The organism is Microbacterium sp. UBA3486, from assembly GCF_002377845.1.
GTDB classification, from domain to species: Bacteria; Actinomycetota; Actinomycetes; order Actinomycetales; family Microbacteriaceae; genus Microbacterium; species Microbacterium maritypicum_A.
In genome coordinates, this window is the sequence record NZ_DFQP01000035.1 from 1 (window position 1) to 16,278 (window position 16,278).

Annotated in this window: 11 protein-coding genes, 1 pseudogene and 1 riboswitch; of the genes and pseudogenes, 6 read left to right on the top strand and 6 right to left on the bottom strand. The window is 70.0% G+C overall.

What is annotated here, in order from left to right:
• From B2869_RS04125 to nagB, 5 genes and pseudogenes are all read left to right on the top strand, one after another.
• Positions 1-672: pseudogene (locus tag B2869_RS04125) on the top strand (amino acid deaminase); the annotation flags it as partial.
• Positions 663-3,959: a family 20 glycosylhydrolase gene (locus tag B2869_RS04130; RefSeq protein WP_292763126.1), complete on the top strand. Its 3,297-nt coding sequence runs from the start codon at positions 663-665 to the stop codon at positions 3,957-3,959. The pseudogene B2869_RS04125 and the gene B2869_RS04130, both read left to right, overlap by 10 nt.
• 79 nt (positions 3,960-4,038) lie before the next feature.
• Positions 4,039-5,226, top strand: a complete 1,188-nt coding sequence (locus B2869_RS04135; RefSeq protein ID WP_292763128.1) for an ROK family transcriptional regulator — start codon at positions 4,039-4,041, stop codon at positions 5,224-5,226.
• A 43-nt stretch (positions 5,227-5,269) separates the two neighbouring features.
• A complete protein-coding gene (locus B2869_RS04140) occupies positions 5,270-6,235 on the top strand; it encodes an ROK family protein (protein ID WP_292763130.1) in 966 nt (321 codons plus the stop codon).
• Entirely contained in the window at positions 6,228-7,007 is a 780-nt protein-coding gene (gene nagB / locus B2869_RS04145) for a glucosamine-6-phosphate deaminase (RefSeq protein WP_292763132.1), read from the top strand. Before B2869_RS04140 ends, nagB begins: the two co-directional genes overlap by 8 nt.
• Positions 7,008-7,035: 28 nt before the next feature.
• Here nagB and B2869_RS04150 read toward each other — a convergent pair whose 3' ends face one another.
• The 6 genes from B2869_RS04150 to B2869_RS04175 all read right to left on the bottom strand — a co-directional run bounded on the left by B2869_RS04150 (position 7,036) and on the right by B2869_RS04175 (position 14,698).
• Positions 7,036-7,443 carry an NUDIX hydrolase gene (locus B2869_RS04150; RefSeq protein ID WP_292763134.1) on the bottom strand — a complete coding sequence of 136 codons (408 nt, stop codon included), beginning with the start codon at positions 7,441-7,443 and terminating at the stop codon, positions 7,036-7,038.
• A complete protein-coding gene (locus B2869_RS04155; RefSeq protein ID WP_292763136.1) occupies positions 7,436-8,800 on the bottom strand; it encodes an FAD-binding oxidoreductase in 1,365 nt (454 codons plus the stop codon). Before B2869_RS04155 ends, B2869_RS04150 begins: the two co-directional genes overlap by 8 nt.
• 38 nt (positions 8,801-8,838) lie before the next feature.
• Positions 8,839-9,210, bottom strand: a complete 372-nt coding sequence (locus B2869_RS04160; protein WP_021198839.1) for a YrdB family protein — start codon at positions 9,208-9,210, stop codon at positions 8,839-8,841.
• Positions 9,211-9,219: 9 nt separating this feature from the next.
• Positions 9,220-11,307, bottom strand: a complete 2,088-nt coding sequence (locus B2869_RS04165; protein WP_292763139.1) for a sigma-70 family RNA polymerase sigma factor — start codon at positions 11,305-11,307, stop codon at positions 9,220-9,222.
• Positions 11,308-12,017: 710 nt separating this feature from the next.
• Positions 12,018-13,190, bottom strand: coding sequence for an N-acetylglucosamine-6-phosphate deacetylase (nagA, locus tag B2869_RS04170; RefSeq protein ID WP_292763141.1), 1,173 nt, complete (start codon positions 13,188-13,190; stop codon positions 12,018-12,020).
• Positions 13,187-14,698, bottom strand: coding sequence for a family 20 glycosylhydrolase (locus tag B2869_RS04175; RefSeq protein WP_292763143.1), 1,512 nt, complete (start codon positions 14,696-14,698; stop codon positions 13,187-13,189). The genes nagA and B2869_RS04175 overlap by 4 nt, the downstream gene beginning before the upstream one ends.
• A 107-nt stretch (positions 14,699-14,805) precedes the next feature.
• Positions 14,806-14,890, top strand: a riboswitch (ZMP/ZTP riboswitch).
• Between the two features lie 40 nt (positions 14,891-14,930).
• On the opposite strand from B2869_RS04175, the gene glyA reads away from it, so the two are divergent.
• A complete protein-coding gene (glyA, locus tag B2869_RS04180) occupies positions 14,931-16,205 on the top strand; it encodes a serine hydroxymethyltransferase (RefSeq protein WP_021198835.1) in 1,275 nt (424 codons plus the stop codon).
• The last annotated feature ends 73 nt before the right edge of the window (positions 16,206-16,278 follow it).

Consider the following 16,278-nt stretch of genomic DNA (forward strand, 5'->3'; position numbering starts at 1 on the left):
GAGGGGGAGCGCATCGCGCAGGCCGTCGCCGCTGCCCCGGGACTGCGCCTCGCGGGCGTCACCGGATACGAGGGGCCGTTCGGGCCGGACCGCGGCGACGCCTCCGTGGCCGCGGTCGACGCATACCTGGAGACGCTCATCGAGCTGCACACGCGGCTGGAGTACCCGGACGACGTGCGCCCCGTGCTGAGTGCCGGCGGCAGTTCGTTCCCCGACCGGGCGGCGGCGGTGCTCGGGACGGTGGGCGCCGAGGCGGATGTCGTGCTGCGCTCCGGCGCGTTCCAGATCCACGACGACGGCTTCTACTCCCGCATGTCGCCCTTCGGGCCGCTCACCGGGACCGCACCGCTGCGTTCTGCGATGCACGCCTGGTCGCGCGTGGTGTCGCAGCCCGAGGACGGCCTCGCGCTGCTCGACGCCGGTCGTCGAGACGTGCCCTTCGATCTCGACCTGCCCGTTCCCCAGAGCGTCGCGGGTGCGATCACCGCGCTGAACGACCAGCACGCGTTCCTGAGCCTCGCGGATGACGCGAGGGTCGCCGTCGGCGATGTCGTGCGGCTGGGGCTCTCACATCCCTGCACGGCGTTCGACAAATGGCGGGTGGTCGCGGTGATCGACGATCCGGACGCCGCCGACCCGCGGGTGATCGGAGCGGTGGCGACATGCTTCTGAGCGCAGAGAAGGCCGCCGCCGGCCTGGTGCGGGTCTATCGCGGAGCCACCGTCATCGACGGGACGGGCGCGACGAGGTATGTCGCCGACGTCGCCGTGGAGGGGAAGAGGGTGGTGGCGATCATCCCCGAAGGGGCGTCGGAGCCGGTGCTCGCGCTTCCCGACGGAGCTGTGGAGATCAGAGCCGACGGCCTCGTGCTGGCCCCCGGATTCATCGACATGCATGCGCACAGCGAACTCGCCGTGTTGAGCGGTGCCGCGCACGACGCGAAGATCCGCCAGGGCGTCACGACCGAGGTGCTCGGTCAGGACGGCCTCGGGTACGCGCCCCTCGACGATGCGGCGGCCGCGGTCATCCCCGCGCAGATCGCCGGATGGAACGGCATACCCGCCGAGGTGCCATGGCGGACGATGGACGATCTGCTCGCGGCGATCGACGCCGCAGCGGTCGCGAACGCCGCCGTCCTCGTGCCGCAGGGGAACCTGCGGATGATGGTCGTCGGTCATGAGAACCGTCCGGCGACGTCGGCCGAGGTGTCCGCCATGGCCGACCTCCTGGGCGAAGCGCTGGATGCGGGAGCGTTCGGGATGTCGAGCGGACTCACCTACACGCCGGGGATGTACGCCGACACCGCCGAGCTCGAGGCGCTGTGCCGCGTCGTCGCCGAACGCGGCGGCTACTGGGCGCCGCACACCCGCAGCTACGGGGGAGGGGCGCTCGAGGCGTACCGCGAAGCGCTCGACATCGGCCGTCGCACCGGATGCCCCGTGCATCTGACCCATGCCACCATGAACTTCGCTCCGAACCGGGGGCGCGCGCGTGACCTGCTGACTCTGGTCGACGAGGCGATCGCGGATGGCGTGGACGTCACGCTCGACACGTATCCCTATCTTCCCGGCGCCACCACCCTCTCCGCACTGCTGCCCAGCAGGCTCGCAGCCACCGGCGATCTGCTCGGCGCCATCGCCGGTCTCGACAGCGCCGGCCGAGAGGCCGTGCGCGTGGAGCTCGAGGAGGTCGGCTGCGACGGCTTCCACGGTGAGAAGGCCGATTGGACGCAGATCCAGATCTCCGGCACCGCCAATCCGGCCCTGGCCGATCTCGTCGGACGCACCATCGCCGAGATCTCCACCACGACCGGCCGCCGCGCCGTCGATGTGGTGCTCGACACGATCATCGACGACGCCGGGGCCACCGGGATCCTGATGCACATCGGCGATGAGGAGAACGTCCGCGCGATCATGCGACATCCGCGGCACGCGGGCGGAAGCGACGGGATCCTGATCGGCGCCCGGCCGCACCCGCGCGGGCGCGGCACATTCCCGCGATACCTCGGGCACTACGTGCTCGAACTCGGCATCCTCACCTGGGAGGAGGCCGTCCGTCACCTCTCCGGAACTCCGGCCAGGCGTCTGGGGCTCGATCGCGGCGACGCACCCCGTGGCATCGTCACGCAGGGTGCGACCGCGGATCTGGTGCTGTTCGATCCGGAGACCATCGCGGCGGGAGCGACCTTCGAGGCGCCTTTCACCGCCCCGCAGGGCATCGTCGAGGTACTGGTCGACGGCGTACCGGTGGTGTCGGCCGGTGACGTCACCGGACTCACTCCCGGCCGCGCGCTGCGGATGCCGCCGCCGCCGCACCGTGCGACGGTGCCGCGCGTCGATGCGCGTATCGATCCGGCTGCCCCGGGATTCCTGTGGACGGAACGGACGCCGATCCGCACCGCTTCCGGTATCACCGCTTCTGATCTCACCGCCGCTGACCTCCGCGCATCCGTGGCGCGCCTGGGCGGCGAGGGAGGCGACGGCGAACTCTCGCCGATCCGTCTGGTGATCGACGAGTCCCTCGGCGCGGATGCCGCCGTCGCCGGCCGCATCGGCGACGAGGCCTTCCGGGTGACCGTGAGCGCGTCCGGGATCGAGGTCAGGGGCGCGAGTCCCGTGGGCGTGTTCCGGGGCGCGACCACACTGCGACAGCTCCGGGACCCGGATGACACGACGGCGCTGATCCCCGCGGGGGTCTGGCAAGGGGCGCCCGCGTACAGCTGGCGCGGAGCCATGCTCGACGTCGCCCGGCACTTCCGGAGCGTCGAGGAGGTCCGCCGGTTCATCGATCTTCTCGCCGACCATCACCTGAATGTCCTGCATCTGCACCTCACCGACGACCAGGGTTGGCGTTTCGAGGTGCCCGGCTTCCCCCGGCTCACCGAGGTGGGCGGGCGGCGGGAGGCGACACAGCTGGGACACGGTCCGTCGTCGACCGTCGTCCCCGGTGTGCACGAGGGGTTCTATACGACGGCGGAACTGCACGATCTGGTCGCTTACGCTCGCGAGCGATTCGTGACCCTCGTGCCGGAGGTGGAACTGCCGGGGCACATCCAGGCGGGCCTCGCCGCGTACCCCGAGCTCGGCAACCTCGACGTCGGGGAGCCGGCGCCTTCCGCCTGGGAGCGCTTCGGGGTGAACCCGCGCACCCTGGCGCCCACGGATGCCGCTCTGGCGTTCGGACGTGCGGCGATCGATGCGCTGTGCGATGCCTTCGATTCGGAGTGGATCGGGATCGGCGGCGACGAGGTGCCGGTCACGGAGTGGGCGCAGAGCGCAGCGGCCGGCGCGCGGATGCGTGAGCTCGGCCTCGCGACGCCGCATGACGTGCAGCCGTGGTTCACCGCGCACTTCGTGGCGCACGTGCGTTCCCGCGGTCGCACCGCGCTCGCCTGGGACGAAGTTCTCGAGGGGGATGTCCCCGAGGGGGTGCGCATCCTCGCCTGGCGTGGCCCGGCGGCGATGCGCGAGGCGCTGCGTCTCGGTATCGAGGTCGTGGCGTGCCCCGACCTCGAGGTCTATCTCGACTACCCGCAGTCGGAGTCCGAGGAGGAGCCGATCAGGGTCGGTCCGCCGCTCACGATCGAGCGCGCCTACACACTGCGCGTCGTGGATGGCGCAGTGGGGGGACAGGCGAACGTGTGGAGCGAGCATCTGCCGACAGCGGATCGCGTCGACTTCGCGGTGTTCCCGCGTCTCTCGGCGATCGCCGAGAGACTCTGGGAAGGAGGCGACGCCGCACCGTATGCCGGCTTCGGACGCCGCCTGCCGACCCATCTGCGCCGACTCGCCGCCGCCGGGGTGCGGTATCGTCCCCTTGACGGTCCGCAACCCGCTCAGCGCCGCCCCGGCGTGCCGGGGAAGCCCCTCACGATCGAGGCGCGGGAGCAGATCGTCGCGGGCCTGGTGGAGCGTCTCCTCGAGCGCTCGAACACGGTCGCCGAAGACGATCGAAAGTAATGTAACGTTTCGGTAACCCTGCTCGCGCGTCCGCGGGTAGAGGTTGCGCAAATTTTGTTCGTAAGGTCTACTAACAAACATGTCCGTTTCGGATGAACAGCGTTCCGCATCGCCGTCAGAGTACGTCGGTGCGAATGCGCACGCCTTCGGCCCCGGGCGCCACCTGCGCTCACGATCCAAGGTGCTGCCCGAGCACGCACGAGGGCACAACCGCGCCCTCGTGCTGCAGACGCTCTACCACGCGGGCGCGATGAGTCGCGCCGACCTCTCCCGGGAGACCGGACTCACCCGGGTCACCATCTCCGACCTGGTCGCAGAGTTCATCGCCGACGGCATCGTGATCGAGATGGGCGTCCGTGAGGCCGTCGGCCCCGGCAAGCCGCCGATCCTCATCGACATCGACCGCTTCGGGCATCAGATCGTCGGTCTCGACCTCTCCGGACCTGACGCCTTCACCGGTGCGGTGCTGAGTCTCGACGGAGATGTGCTCGAGCGGCGCGAGGTGGCCCGCCCCGCATCGCCCGACGGCGAGGCGGCCTATGCGGCACTGCGTGAGCTGGCGGACGCCCTCGTCGCCGCATCGACCCAGCCTCTGCTGGGTGTGGGAATCGGCACGCCCGGTGTGGTGCGTCCCGATGGCCTCGTCCTCAGCTCGCCCAACCTCGGCTGGACGAACTTCCCGCTCGAGGCGAAGCTCGGCGTCGACCTCGACCTTCCCGTCCTCGCCCGAAACGACGCCAACGCAGCGGTGCTCGCGGAGTACACCTTCGGTGACGCCAAGGCCGACTTCATGCTGATCAAGATCGGCAAGGGCGTCGGCGCCGGTCTCATCACCGGCAGCCAGCCTCTGCTCGGCAGCCGCTTCGCCGCAGGGGAGATCGGTCACGTCGTGGTCGGAACCGACGGCGGACCGCGCTGCGCGTGCGGCAAGGACGGCTGTCTCGAAGCATGGCTCAGCGTGAGCCGCCTCGGCGCGGCGATCGCTGCGGACCCCGATGCGCGAGACGAGATCCTCCGTGATGCCGGAACGCGGATGGCCATCGCCGTCGCCCCGATCGTCGCGGCGCTCGATCTCTCCGAGGTCGTGCTCTCCGGACCGGCCGAACTGCTCGACGGCGTCCTGATCGACGCCGCCATCGAGACGCTGCACGCGCGGACCCTCGAGGGCGTCTTCGAGGATGTCGTGGTGCGGCTGACGCACCAGGAGGACATCGTCCTGCGAGGAGCCGCCGTCATGGTGCTCTCCGGACAGCTGGGAGTGTCGTGATCGTCGACGCCACCATCACCGTCACGGCAGGGAGCAGCATCCGATGACGGGTGCCGGCAGTGCCGACCGCTCCGGTCGGCCCATTCGAGTGGGCCTGGACGTCGGTGGTACGAAGATCGACGCGGTCGCCGTCGATCCGTCCGGAGACATCCGGGGGAGACTGCGCCGACCGACCGGCTGGGGTGACGACGCCGTCGTCGAGAGCATCGTCGCGGCGGTCACCGCCCTCGCCGTCGAGAGCGGATTCGCCCTCGACGACGTCGGATCCGTGGGGATCGGGATCCCCGGACTCGTCGACGCCGAGGCCGGCCGCGTGGATCACGCCGTCAACCTCGGGGTGGAGTCCCTGGACCTCGCTGCCACGGCCGAGCGTGCACTCGGTGTCCCCTTCCGGGTGGAGAACGACGTGAAGGCCGCGGCGCTCGGAGCCGCGGTGCTGAGCGGAGTCGCCGGGTCCATGGCCTACCTGAACCTCGGAACGGGCGTCGCCGCCGGAATCGTGATCGACGGGCGCATCTGGCGCGGCGCGCGGGGAACGGCCGGCGAGGTCGGTCACCTCTCGGTCGATCCGCGTGGACGACTGTGCGGCTGCGGACAGCACGGCTGCGTCGAGACCTTCTGCGGTGGGGGCGCGCTGGCCAAAGCATGGGGTCGCCCCGGTGCGCTGCCGATCCGGGACATCTTCGACGCGGCGGACGCCGGCGATCCGCTGGCACTCTCCCTTCGCGACGACCTCTACCACGGAGCCGCAGCCGCCGTGCGGGTTCTCGTGCTCTCCGCCGACGTCGAGACGGTGGTCATCGGGGGAGGACTCACCGCTCTCGGAGACCGGCTCGAGAACGGCATCCGCGCCGCCCTGCACGCGGGCGCCGAGGCGTCACCGTTCATGCGGTCGCTCCGCCTGGATGAGAGAATCGAACTGCTCCCCGCGGGTTCTCCCGCCGCCGCATTCGGCGCCGCACTCGTCGGCGCTTCCATCACCGAGAAGGAGATCGTTCCCCATGGCTGAGGTCGTCATCGTCGAGAATGCCGAGGCTGCCGGTGCGTTGGTCGCCACCGAGATCGTGGAGCTGATCGCACGTCGTGCGGATGCGGTCCTCGGCCTCGCCACCGGATCGACACCGCTGCCGGTGTACCAGGCGCTGCGCACGCAGCTCGCGGGTCACGACGTCTCGCAGGTGCGCGGCTTCGCCCTCGACGAGTACGTCGGGATCGACCCCGCGCACCCCGAGAGCTACCGCTCGGTCATCACCCGTGAGGTCGTCGAGCCGCTCGGACTCGACCCGCGGCGCATCCATGTCCCCAACGGTGCGCAGGCGACGATCCAGCACGCGGGCGATGACTACGAGGCGGCCATCGATGCCGCCGGGGGCGTCGATCTGCAGATCCTCGGCATCGGCACGGACGGACACATCGGCTTCAACGAGCCTGGATCGTCTTTCGCCTCCCGCACTCGCGTGAAGACGCTCACGGAGCAGACGCGCGAAGACAACGCCCGCTTCTTCGACTCGATCGACGACGTTCCCATGCACTGCATCACCCAGGGGCTGGGAACGATCCTGAAGGCGCGTCACCTGGTGCTGCTCGCCTTCGGCGAAGGCAAGGCCGAAGCCGTCGCCGGAGCAGTCGAGGGACCGCTCACCGCGCTCCTGCCCGGCTCCGCGATCCAGCTGCACCCGCACGCCACGATCGTGGTCGACGAAGCCGCGGCCTCGCGCCTCGCGCTCGCCGACTACTACCGCTACACGTTCGCCAACAAGCCCGCCTGGCAGGGCATCTGACGCGCGCCCGAGCCCCGCGCCGGCGTGCTCAGCCCGCCGACGCGGGCCAGGCGATCGGGAGCAGGTGCTCGACGCTCAGCGGCGCCAGCGGAAGCGTGGCGACGTCGGCCGGGGTGATCCACCGCAGCTCGGCGAGCTCTGCCTGAACACTCACCGCCTCGGGGTCGACGGAGGTCGCGAAAGCCTCGGCGACCACCCGGTGCCCCGGCTCGTTCGCTGCCGCGGAGACGAACGTGCCGAGGGGCTCGAGGGCGGCTTCGTCGAGGACCAGCCCGAGTTCCTCGTCGAGCTCGCGGATCAGCGTCTGCGCGGCGGACTCGCCGGCCTCGGGCTTGCCGCCCGGCTGCATGAACATGGTCGTGCCCTGCTTGCGGACGACCAGCACGCGTCCGGACTCGTCGACGATCACCGCCGCGCTCACATGGATGTCAGGCATCGGAGGCGAACACCTTTCCGGGGTTGAGGATGCCGAGCGGATCGAACACGGCGGCGATCTGACGTTGGAGCTGCCACTGGTCGTCACCCAACTCCTCGGCGAGCCAGCGCCGTTTCAGGACTCCGATGCCGTGCTCGCCTGTCAGGGTGCCGCCGAGACGGATGGCGGCGCGGAAGAGCTCGTCTGCTGCCGCCCACACGTGCGGCGGCGTCTCCGTCCCCTCGAAGATGAAGTTCGGGTGCAGGTTGCCGTCGCCGGCATGGGCGACCGTCGGGATCACGATGCCGTACTCGCGCTCGATGCGCGCGATCTCGTCGAACATCGCCGGCATGGCGCTGCGCGGTACCGAGACGTCTTCGATCAGCGTCGTGCCCAGCGATGCCATCGCTGCATGCATCGACCGTCGGACGGCGAGGAGGCGCTCGCCCTCGTCGCGGTCATGGGAGATGATCACCGCCCCCTCGTGGTCGCGCAGGATCGCGGCGATCGTGTCCGCTTCGGCGGCAGCCGCCGGGCCGTCCGTCTGGATGGTCAGCTGGGCCGCGCCCTCCGGGGGAACAGCGAGCGCGAGGAGAGCATGCACGGCGGAGAGGCTCGCGGCATCCATCAGCTCCATGATCGCCGGCTGGACGCCGGCAGCGGTGACGGCGGCAGAGGCGGCGGCCGCGGCGCGTACGCCGGGGAAGGTCGCGGTGACAGTGCAGATCTCGCCGTGGACGAGCCGGCGCAGCTTCAGGGTGGCCCCGACGACGACTCCGAGCGTGCCTTCCGAGCCGACCATCAGCGCGGTGAGATCCAGTCCAGTGACGCCCTTGACGCTGCGGTGTCCGAGGTGCATCAGCCGCCCGTCCGCGAGCACCACGTCGACCCCGAGCACCGCGTCGCGCACGACCCCGTACTTGGCGCAGAGCAGACCGCCGGCGCCCGTGGCGATGTTGCCGCCGACGGTCGAGATGTCGCGACTGGCGGGGTCGGGCGCCCACCACAGCCCGTGCTCGGAGAGTGCGGTGTTGAGATCGGCGTTCAGGATTCCGGGCTCGACCACGGCGAGCAGATCATCGGGACGGATCTCGTTGATCGCTGTCATCCGGCGCAGCGACAGCACGATCTCGCCGGTTCCTGCGTTCGCGGCGCCCGCCAGCCCGGTTCCGGCGCCGCGGATCACGACCGGAGTGCGGGTGGCGGTGGCGATGCGCATTGTCTGCTGCACATGCTCGATCCGCTCCGCGTGGACGACGGCGAGTGGACGGCCCACTGCGGAATGACCGGAGCGGTCGGCTCTGGCCTGTTCGAGCGAGGCGTCGTCGGTGTCGACGAGCGCTCCGAGGGATTCCTGCAGGAGGGAGAGGGCGCTCACGATGGCGTGCTCACGACGGTGTGCTCACGAGAGAAGCCTCAGGACAGCGCGCGTCGACCGCTGAGCACACCGGCGACCACCGCGACGAGGGCGAAGGCCGTGCCGATGAGCGCCTGGCCCATCGACCACCAGGCGATGGTGACTCCGACGTAGATCAGCAACTCGACGGCGGCGCGGAGGAAAGGGTGCACGCGCAGGACCGGACGCGGCGACAGGAACAGCGCCCAGATCAGGATCACGACGACGGGAGCTCCGACGCCGATGACGACGTTCCAGGGAAGATCCCAGCTCGCGAAGCCCCAGAGGGCGAGAGAGGCCACGGCGACGATGAGGACGACGGCGCGGACGATGTCGAGAGCGGTGATGACCGGGCGGTCGACGCCGGGGACAGGAGCGGGATCCGAGGACATGGATCCAGTCTATTCGGCGGCGGGGGCGTCCTCAGCCGGGGCAGCGGCGGCCTCGGTCAGAGGCGCAGGTGCGGGTTCGGGTTCGGGTTCGGTCGAGTCTGCGGGGACAGGCGTCGCCTCGACGGGTGCGGGCTCGACGGGGGTTGCCTCGGCGGGTGCGGGTGCGACGGGAGCAGGTGCGGGCTCGACAGGTGCAGGTGCAGGTGCAGCTGCAGGTGCAGGTGCAAGCTCCGTCACGGACGTCGGCTCGGACGCCGCAGGCGAGACGGGAGATGCATCGGTCGCGGGCTCCGGCGTCGCGGTGAGAGACGCGATCGGAGCCTCTTCCTCGGAACTGTCGGGACGGTTGGGTTCGAGCTCGAGCAGTGTGGTGACCGTGGAGGGGCTGGTGCCCGATGGGAGGACGTAACGGAAGGTGACGGTCGTGATGTCCGCGTCGACGAACTGCCAGAAGGTCGGGCGGAGATCGATGACGCCGAAGCCGGATTCGTCGAGCAGGATGCTGTCACCGCCGCCGGTGCTGTCGTCGAGGAGGGCCTCGACCCTTTGACCGGCCATTCCGGTGATCGGAACGCTGTAGTGGACCTGGAGGCCGTTGAACCAGATGGTGGCGGTCTCCCAGGTGGGGGCCTCCGTGGGGACACCCGGGTCTACGGGGTCGACGGGGTCTACGGGGTCGACGGGGTCGACGGGGTCGACGGGGTCGACGGGGTCGACGGGGTCGACCGGGTCCACGGGGTCGACCGGGTCAACGGGCGGCACGGTGACAGGCGGCACCGTGACAGGAGGGAGGATGGGGGGAGGCGCAGCGGCCACAGGGCCCACCTCATCTGCTCCCGGCACCGGATCCGTGACCGGGGGTGCGGGAGTCTCCTCCGGCACGGTCATCGGCGGCTCGATGACGACGGGCTCGTCGAGGCTCATCTTCTCGTCGGGTCCGACGTCTGCGGAGATCGAAGACGGATCCTCGTCCCCGGCGTTCGGAAGGGAGGTCGCGGGATCGGCCCCGGCGAGTCCGGGAAGGATCGCGGCGGCGGCGACGACACCGGCGACGACCAGGGCCGCGGAACCTGCACCGACCAGGGCGCCGATCCCGGTGAACACGCCACCCGCGGATCCGGCACCGGCGGATGAGCCGGCAGTGCCTCCCGCCGAGCCGCCGGCCCCGCCACCTGAACCTGAACCACCGGTCGCGGCGAGGCCCGTCGCGGCGTGCGAAGCACCGGGGTCGCCGGCGAAGACGGCTCCGGGAATGCTCGACGGCATGGCTGCCAGCGCGACGATGGGTGTGCCGGCGCCTTGCAGCGTGGCGAGGTAGCCGGCGGCGCCGGTGACGCCGAGGACGAGAGGCAGGAGCACCAGGGCGAGACGCTTGGAGACATCTTTCGCCTCGGCCGCGACGATCATGCATCGAGCGCACTCATCGAGGTGCAGTTCGAGCCGCTTGTGGTCGCGCGTGCTGAGGTTGCCACGTGAGTAGGCGCCCAGGTGCTCGATGGTCCATTGGCACTCGGAGCCGTCTTCGGCGCTGCGCAGATGCGCCTGGATCCAGGCTTCACGCAGACCCTCGCGGGCGCGGAAGGCCAACTGCGACACGGCACCGGCCTTCATCCCGAGGAGAGGGCCGACCTCCTGCGGCTTCATCTGCTCGATCTCGGTGTACCAGAGCACCTCCTGCCAGCGGGAGGGGAGACTGCGGAAAGCCTGCGCGGTGAGGCTGCGGTCGAGTGCCTCGCTCGCGGCCTGATCGGTGGTGTCGGGGTCGGCGACGGTGTCGAGTTCATCGATCGCGGTCTCGCGGCGGGCGCGTCCCCAGCCTGCCGCCGTGTTGCGGATGCTCGTGAACAGGTAGGCGCGGAAGGATCCGTTCGGCCCGCCCCCTTTGATGATCGCCTGATAGATGCGCGTGTACGACTCCTGCACGAGGTCATCGGGGTCGATCGACGAGGTGACCGAGCGGGCCACGGAGAGACCCGACGGGTAGTGTCGTCGCCAGAGTTCACCGAACGCCTCCGTGTCGCCCGAACGGGTGCGGAGGATCAGGTCGGCGTCGCCGATCGCTTCGTCGTGTGTCGTGTTCTCTTCGTGCACAATCATCCATCTGTCGCCGGGCGCAGGTGCGCCTCCACGGGAAGAGACGCATGAGAGCGCCTCTCATCACGCGACTTCTCCATTCTCTCGCGAATCTCCCAGGGAAGCCACCCTTTCCCGGAACTCCAAGGCGATGCCCGGGTTCGCCAGAGGTGCCGCTGGAGCCGGATGTCGGGGGGTCCCCAAACCCGTACGAAGGAATTTCGAGAAGTCGCGTAATGAATCGGGAGGAGTGTCGTCTCATCCCATGTAGACAGCCGTGAGGATTCCACCGGGGGGCGGGATCCAGGCGCTGGTGCGGGGGGTATTCGCACTGGTCGGGCAGGTCGGGATCCTCGGGGGAGGAGAACCCGGCCGCCCGTCTCACGAGAGGGAACGAGGCCGCCGATCTGGGGAGCGGCGGCCTCCCGCACGTTCGATCCGAGGATCGGGAAGAACTTCTCGAAGGAATTTCGAGAAGTCGCGTAATGAATCGGGAGGAGCGTCGTCTCATCCCATAGAGACAGCCGTGAGGATCCCACCGGGGGGCGGGATCCAGGCACTGGTGCGGGGGGCATTCGCACTGGTCGGGCAGGTCGGGATCCTCGGGGGAGGAGAACCCGGCCGCCCGTCTCACGAGGGGGAACGAGGCCGCCGATCTGGGNNCGCCCCCCCCCCGCCCCGTCACACATGCATGACCGGAGAGCGCAGAGCTGCGCGTCGCGCGCGGCGCCGTCTCAGACGAGCAGCCGGGGTCCTGACCACACGCGCGCGACGCGCAGTTCCGCATCCAGGAGCACGGCGTCGCCGAGCATCCCGTTGCGCAGACCGCCGAGAGCGGAATCGCGGCCGATCGCCCGTGCCGGCGTCTCCGTGAGCGCGCGGACGGCCTCGGGCAGCGACACGCCTGCCTGCACCGTCCGCCGCAGGGCCACGTCCTGCGTCAGCGTCGATCCGGCGATCGATCCGGTGTCGTCAGCCCTCGCCACGCCGTCGCGCACCGTGACGCTCACCGCGCCGAGGTCGTAGTGGCCGTCGGCACTCCCGGCGGCCGCCATCGCATCGGTGATCAGCGCGACCCGACGGGGGGCGGAGTCGAAGACGAGCTTGACGACGTGCGGGTCCAGATGCACGTTGTCGGCGATGGCCTCGAGCACCACACGATGATCGGCCGCCGCCGCGAGAACCGGCCCCGGGGCGCGGTGATGGATCCCCGGCATCGCGTTGAAAGCGTGGGTGAGGATGGAGGCTCCCGCCTCGAACGCGGCGATCGCCATGGCAGCATCCGCATCGGTGTGGCCGACGGCGGCCGCGGAGCCCGCTGCCACGATCTGTCGGATCGCGTCGATCCCGCCGGGGAGCTCCGGCGCGATGGTGACCTGACGGACGGTGCCGCGGCCGGCATCCAGGAGGCGGGAGACATCCGCGGCCGCCGGATGGCGAAGAAGCGAGGGTTCGTGGGCTCCGTGATGCCCGGGGTCGAGGAAGGGCCCCTCGAGGTGCGATCCCAGGATGTCGGTATCCGTTTCGGTCAGATCCGCGATGAGCGCGACACTGCGTGCGAGGGAGTCCAGCGACGCGGTCACGAGCGAGATGACCGCGCGGGTGGTGCCGTGCGCGCGGTGCAGGTCTCGTCCGGTGCGGATCGCCTCCACGCCGTCGTCGAACGCGGCACCGGCGCCTCCGTGCCCGTGGATGTCGATGAAGCCGGGAGTGAGCAGGGCGCCCGCGCCGGCGACGGCGGTCGCGTCGACGATCTCGTCCGCCGGCGTCCACTCCGATCCCGTCCCGCGGACCGTCACGACACCGTCCTCGACCCGGATCCAGCCGTCCTCGACGATGTCGCCGTGATCGATGATCCGCGCGGAGTGGATGACCAGCGAACCGGTCGAAGAGGAGTGGGTGCTCAACGTGCGCTCCAGGGGATCTCGTCTGCGGGGTGGAAATCGACCCCTTCAGCCTTCCACAGTGGCGCCAACGACCCGACCCGCAGGCGGAACGACTCCCATGTGCGCTCCGGTGTCTCTCGTGGCGACCAGGCGACCTCGGCCTGCGCGGCGGCGCGCGGGAAGACCAGCTGCTCGACCTCGTCGATCGTGCGGGTGGTCTCCGACCAGAGAGGGGCCTCCACACCGAGGATCGCGGCCGCGGGGACGTCGAGCACCGCGGTGGGCTCCCACTCGTAGGCGGAGCGGACGTCGATGATCGCCGCCCAGGTGAGTCCGAGGGGGAAGTCCTCCGTGTACTTCATGTCGAGGTAGGTGACGTCAGCCGCCGACATGAGGAGAGCGCCGCCCCGCTCGACGAAATGGGCGGCCTCCTCGGCGTGTGTGCCTTCGGGCGTGGTCTTCCCCCAGTACTGCCCGACGGTGCCCTCGGCGATGTTCGCCGCGGAGCCCATCTCGTGCCAGGCCATCGGGATCTTCCCCTCTGCCACGACGATCGAGGTCGCGCGCGCGGCGAACAGATCGAAGTCGGCCTGGGGAGTGCCGAGCGACTCGTCGCCGCCGATGTGGATGTACGGCCCCGGCGTCATCTCGGCCAACTCGCGGACGACGTCGCGCACGAACTCGTACGTGCGCTCCTCGTGGATGCGGACGCTGGAATGGCCGACACCCCAGCCGAGGTAGGTCTCGCCGGCGACGGGCAACGGCTGGCCCAGACGCGCGGAATCCGCGATGAGGTTGTCGTTCAGCACCGGCGCCTCGACGAGCTCGGGGTAGGCCACGCCGATCGCGTGGGTGTGCCCGGGCAGGTCGATCTCGGGGATCACGATCATGTGGCGCGAGGCGGCGTACGCCACGAGCTCGCGGTAGTCGTCCTTCGAGTAGAAGCCGCCGGGGTCGCCGTTCGCCGACGTGCCGGAGGCGCGCTCGGTGAGCAGCGGCCAGGAGTCGATGTGCACGCGCCACCCCTGGTCGTCGCTCAGGTGCAGGTGCAGGTGGTTGAACTTGAGTGCACTCGTGCTGTCGATGAATCTCTTCACATCGTCGACGCCGAAGAAGTGCCGGGCGACGTCGAGCATGACGCCCCGTCGCGGGAAGCGCGGGGAGTCCGCGACGTCGGCGCGGAGCAGCGCCCAACCGGAGTCGTCCTGGCGCAGCAGCTGCAGCAGTGTCTGCACGCCGTAGAAGAGCCCTGCCTCGTCGGCCCCGACGACGATGGCCTGATCGCCGATCTCGAGTGTGTAGCCTTCCGGCGCCGAGGATTCCGGGTCGACGATCAACTCGATGTCGGCGTGGGCCTCGTCGACGACGGAGAGCCGGATGCCGCTGCGGCGCTCGACCGCGTCGATCAGCTGGGCGGCTGCGGGGGAGGAACCGCGCACGCGCGTCTTCGCGGTGATCGGCATCCGTCCCTCTCGTGCGACGGCGGACACGGGCACGGGAACGAGCGGAAGAGGATGAGGAAGGACCATGAACAAAACCTACCCGTCGGTGCCGCTCAGCGGAATGGCAGAACTCGAATCGATTCTGCGACCGCCATGAGACGGCAGCGTGCGCGGCGGCTCGCATCGGCTATGCTCGTAACCGTCGCGACTGGCGTCTGGGTGGACTACCACCGGGGAGCGACTGACCACGGAATTCGACCGCGCGCCTGGGCCGATAGGAACACCCCTTTCGAATCCGTTGTCAAAGGAGCACGTCATCATGACCGACCGTTACTTCAACGCCCCGCTTTCCGAGGTCGACCCCGAGATCGCTCAGGTCCTGGATCGCGAGCTGAAGCGTCAGCAGACCTTCCTCGAGATGATCGCGTCGGAGAACTTCGTGCCCGTCTCGGTGCTGCAGTCGCAGGGCTCCGTGCTCACGAACAAATACGCAGAGGGCTACCCCGGACGCCGCTACTACGGCGGCTGCGAAGAGGTCGACGTCGCGGAGTCCCTCGCGATCGAGCGGGCGAAGAGCCTGTTCGGTGCGGAGTTCGCGAACGTGCAGCCGCACTCCGGCGCCTCCGCGAACGCGGCGGTCCTGCACGCGATCGCCCGTCCGGGCGACACCCTGCTCGGTCTGTCCCTCGACCAGGGCGGCCACCTCACGCATGGCATGAAGATCAACTTCTCCGGCCGTCTGTACGACATCGTCGCCTACGGCGTCGACCCCGAGACCTCGACGATCGACATGGCGGAGGTGCGTCGCCTCGCGATCGAGCACAAGCCGAAGGTCATCATCGCCGGCTGGTCGGCCTACCCGCGCACGATGGACTTCGCCGCGTTCCGTGAGATCGCCGACGAGGTCGGCGCGCTGCTCTGGGTCGACATGGCGCACTTCGCCGGTCTGGTCGCCGCGGGTCTGCACCCGAACCCGGTGCCCCACGCACACGTCGTCTCCTCGACCGTGCACAAGACGATCGGCGGCCCGCGCTCGGGCTTCATCCTCACCAACGACGCCGAGCTCGCCAAGAAGATCAACACCGCGGTGTTCCCCGGGCAGCAGGGCGGACCGCTCATGCACGTGATCGCGGCCAAGGCCACGGCGTTCAAGCTCGCCGGCACCCCCGAGTTCAAGGAGCGCCAGGAGCGTGTGCTGCGCGGGGCGAAGCTCATCGCCGAGCGCCTGTCGCAGCAGGACGTGAAGGACGCCGGCATCTCCGTACGCTCCGGCGGCACCGACGTGCACCTGGTTCTGGTCGACCTGCGCGACGCCGAGATCGACGGCAAGCAGTCCGAGGATCTCCTGCACGACATCCACATCACCGTGAACCGCAACGCCGTCCCGAACGACCCGCGTCCGCCCATGGTGACCTCGGGCCTGCGCATCGGCACGCCCGCGCTCGCGACCCGCGGCTTCGGCGATGCCGAGTTCACCGAGGTGGCCGACATCATCGCCCTCGCGCTGCTCCCGGGGGCCGACGTCGAGGCCCTGCGCGCCCGCGTCGACGCCCTGGCCGCCGCGTTCCCGCTCTACCCGGACCTGCAGCAGTAATTCCGCAGCACCTCCCTCTCGCGAGTGCACGGGGCACTGCCGCGCGCCCCCCCCCCCCCCCCGGGGGGTCACG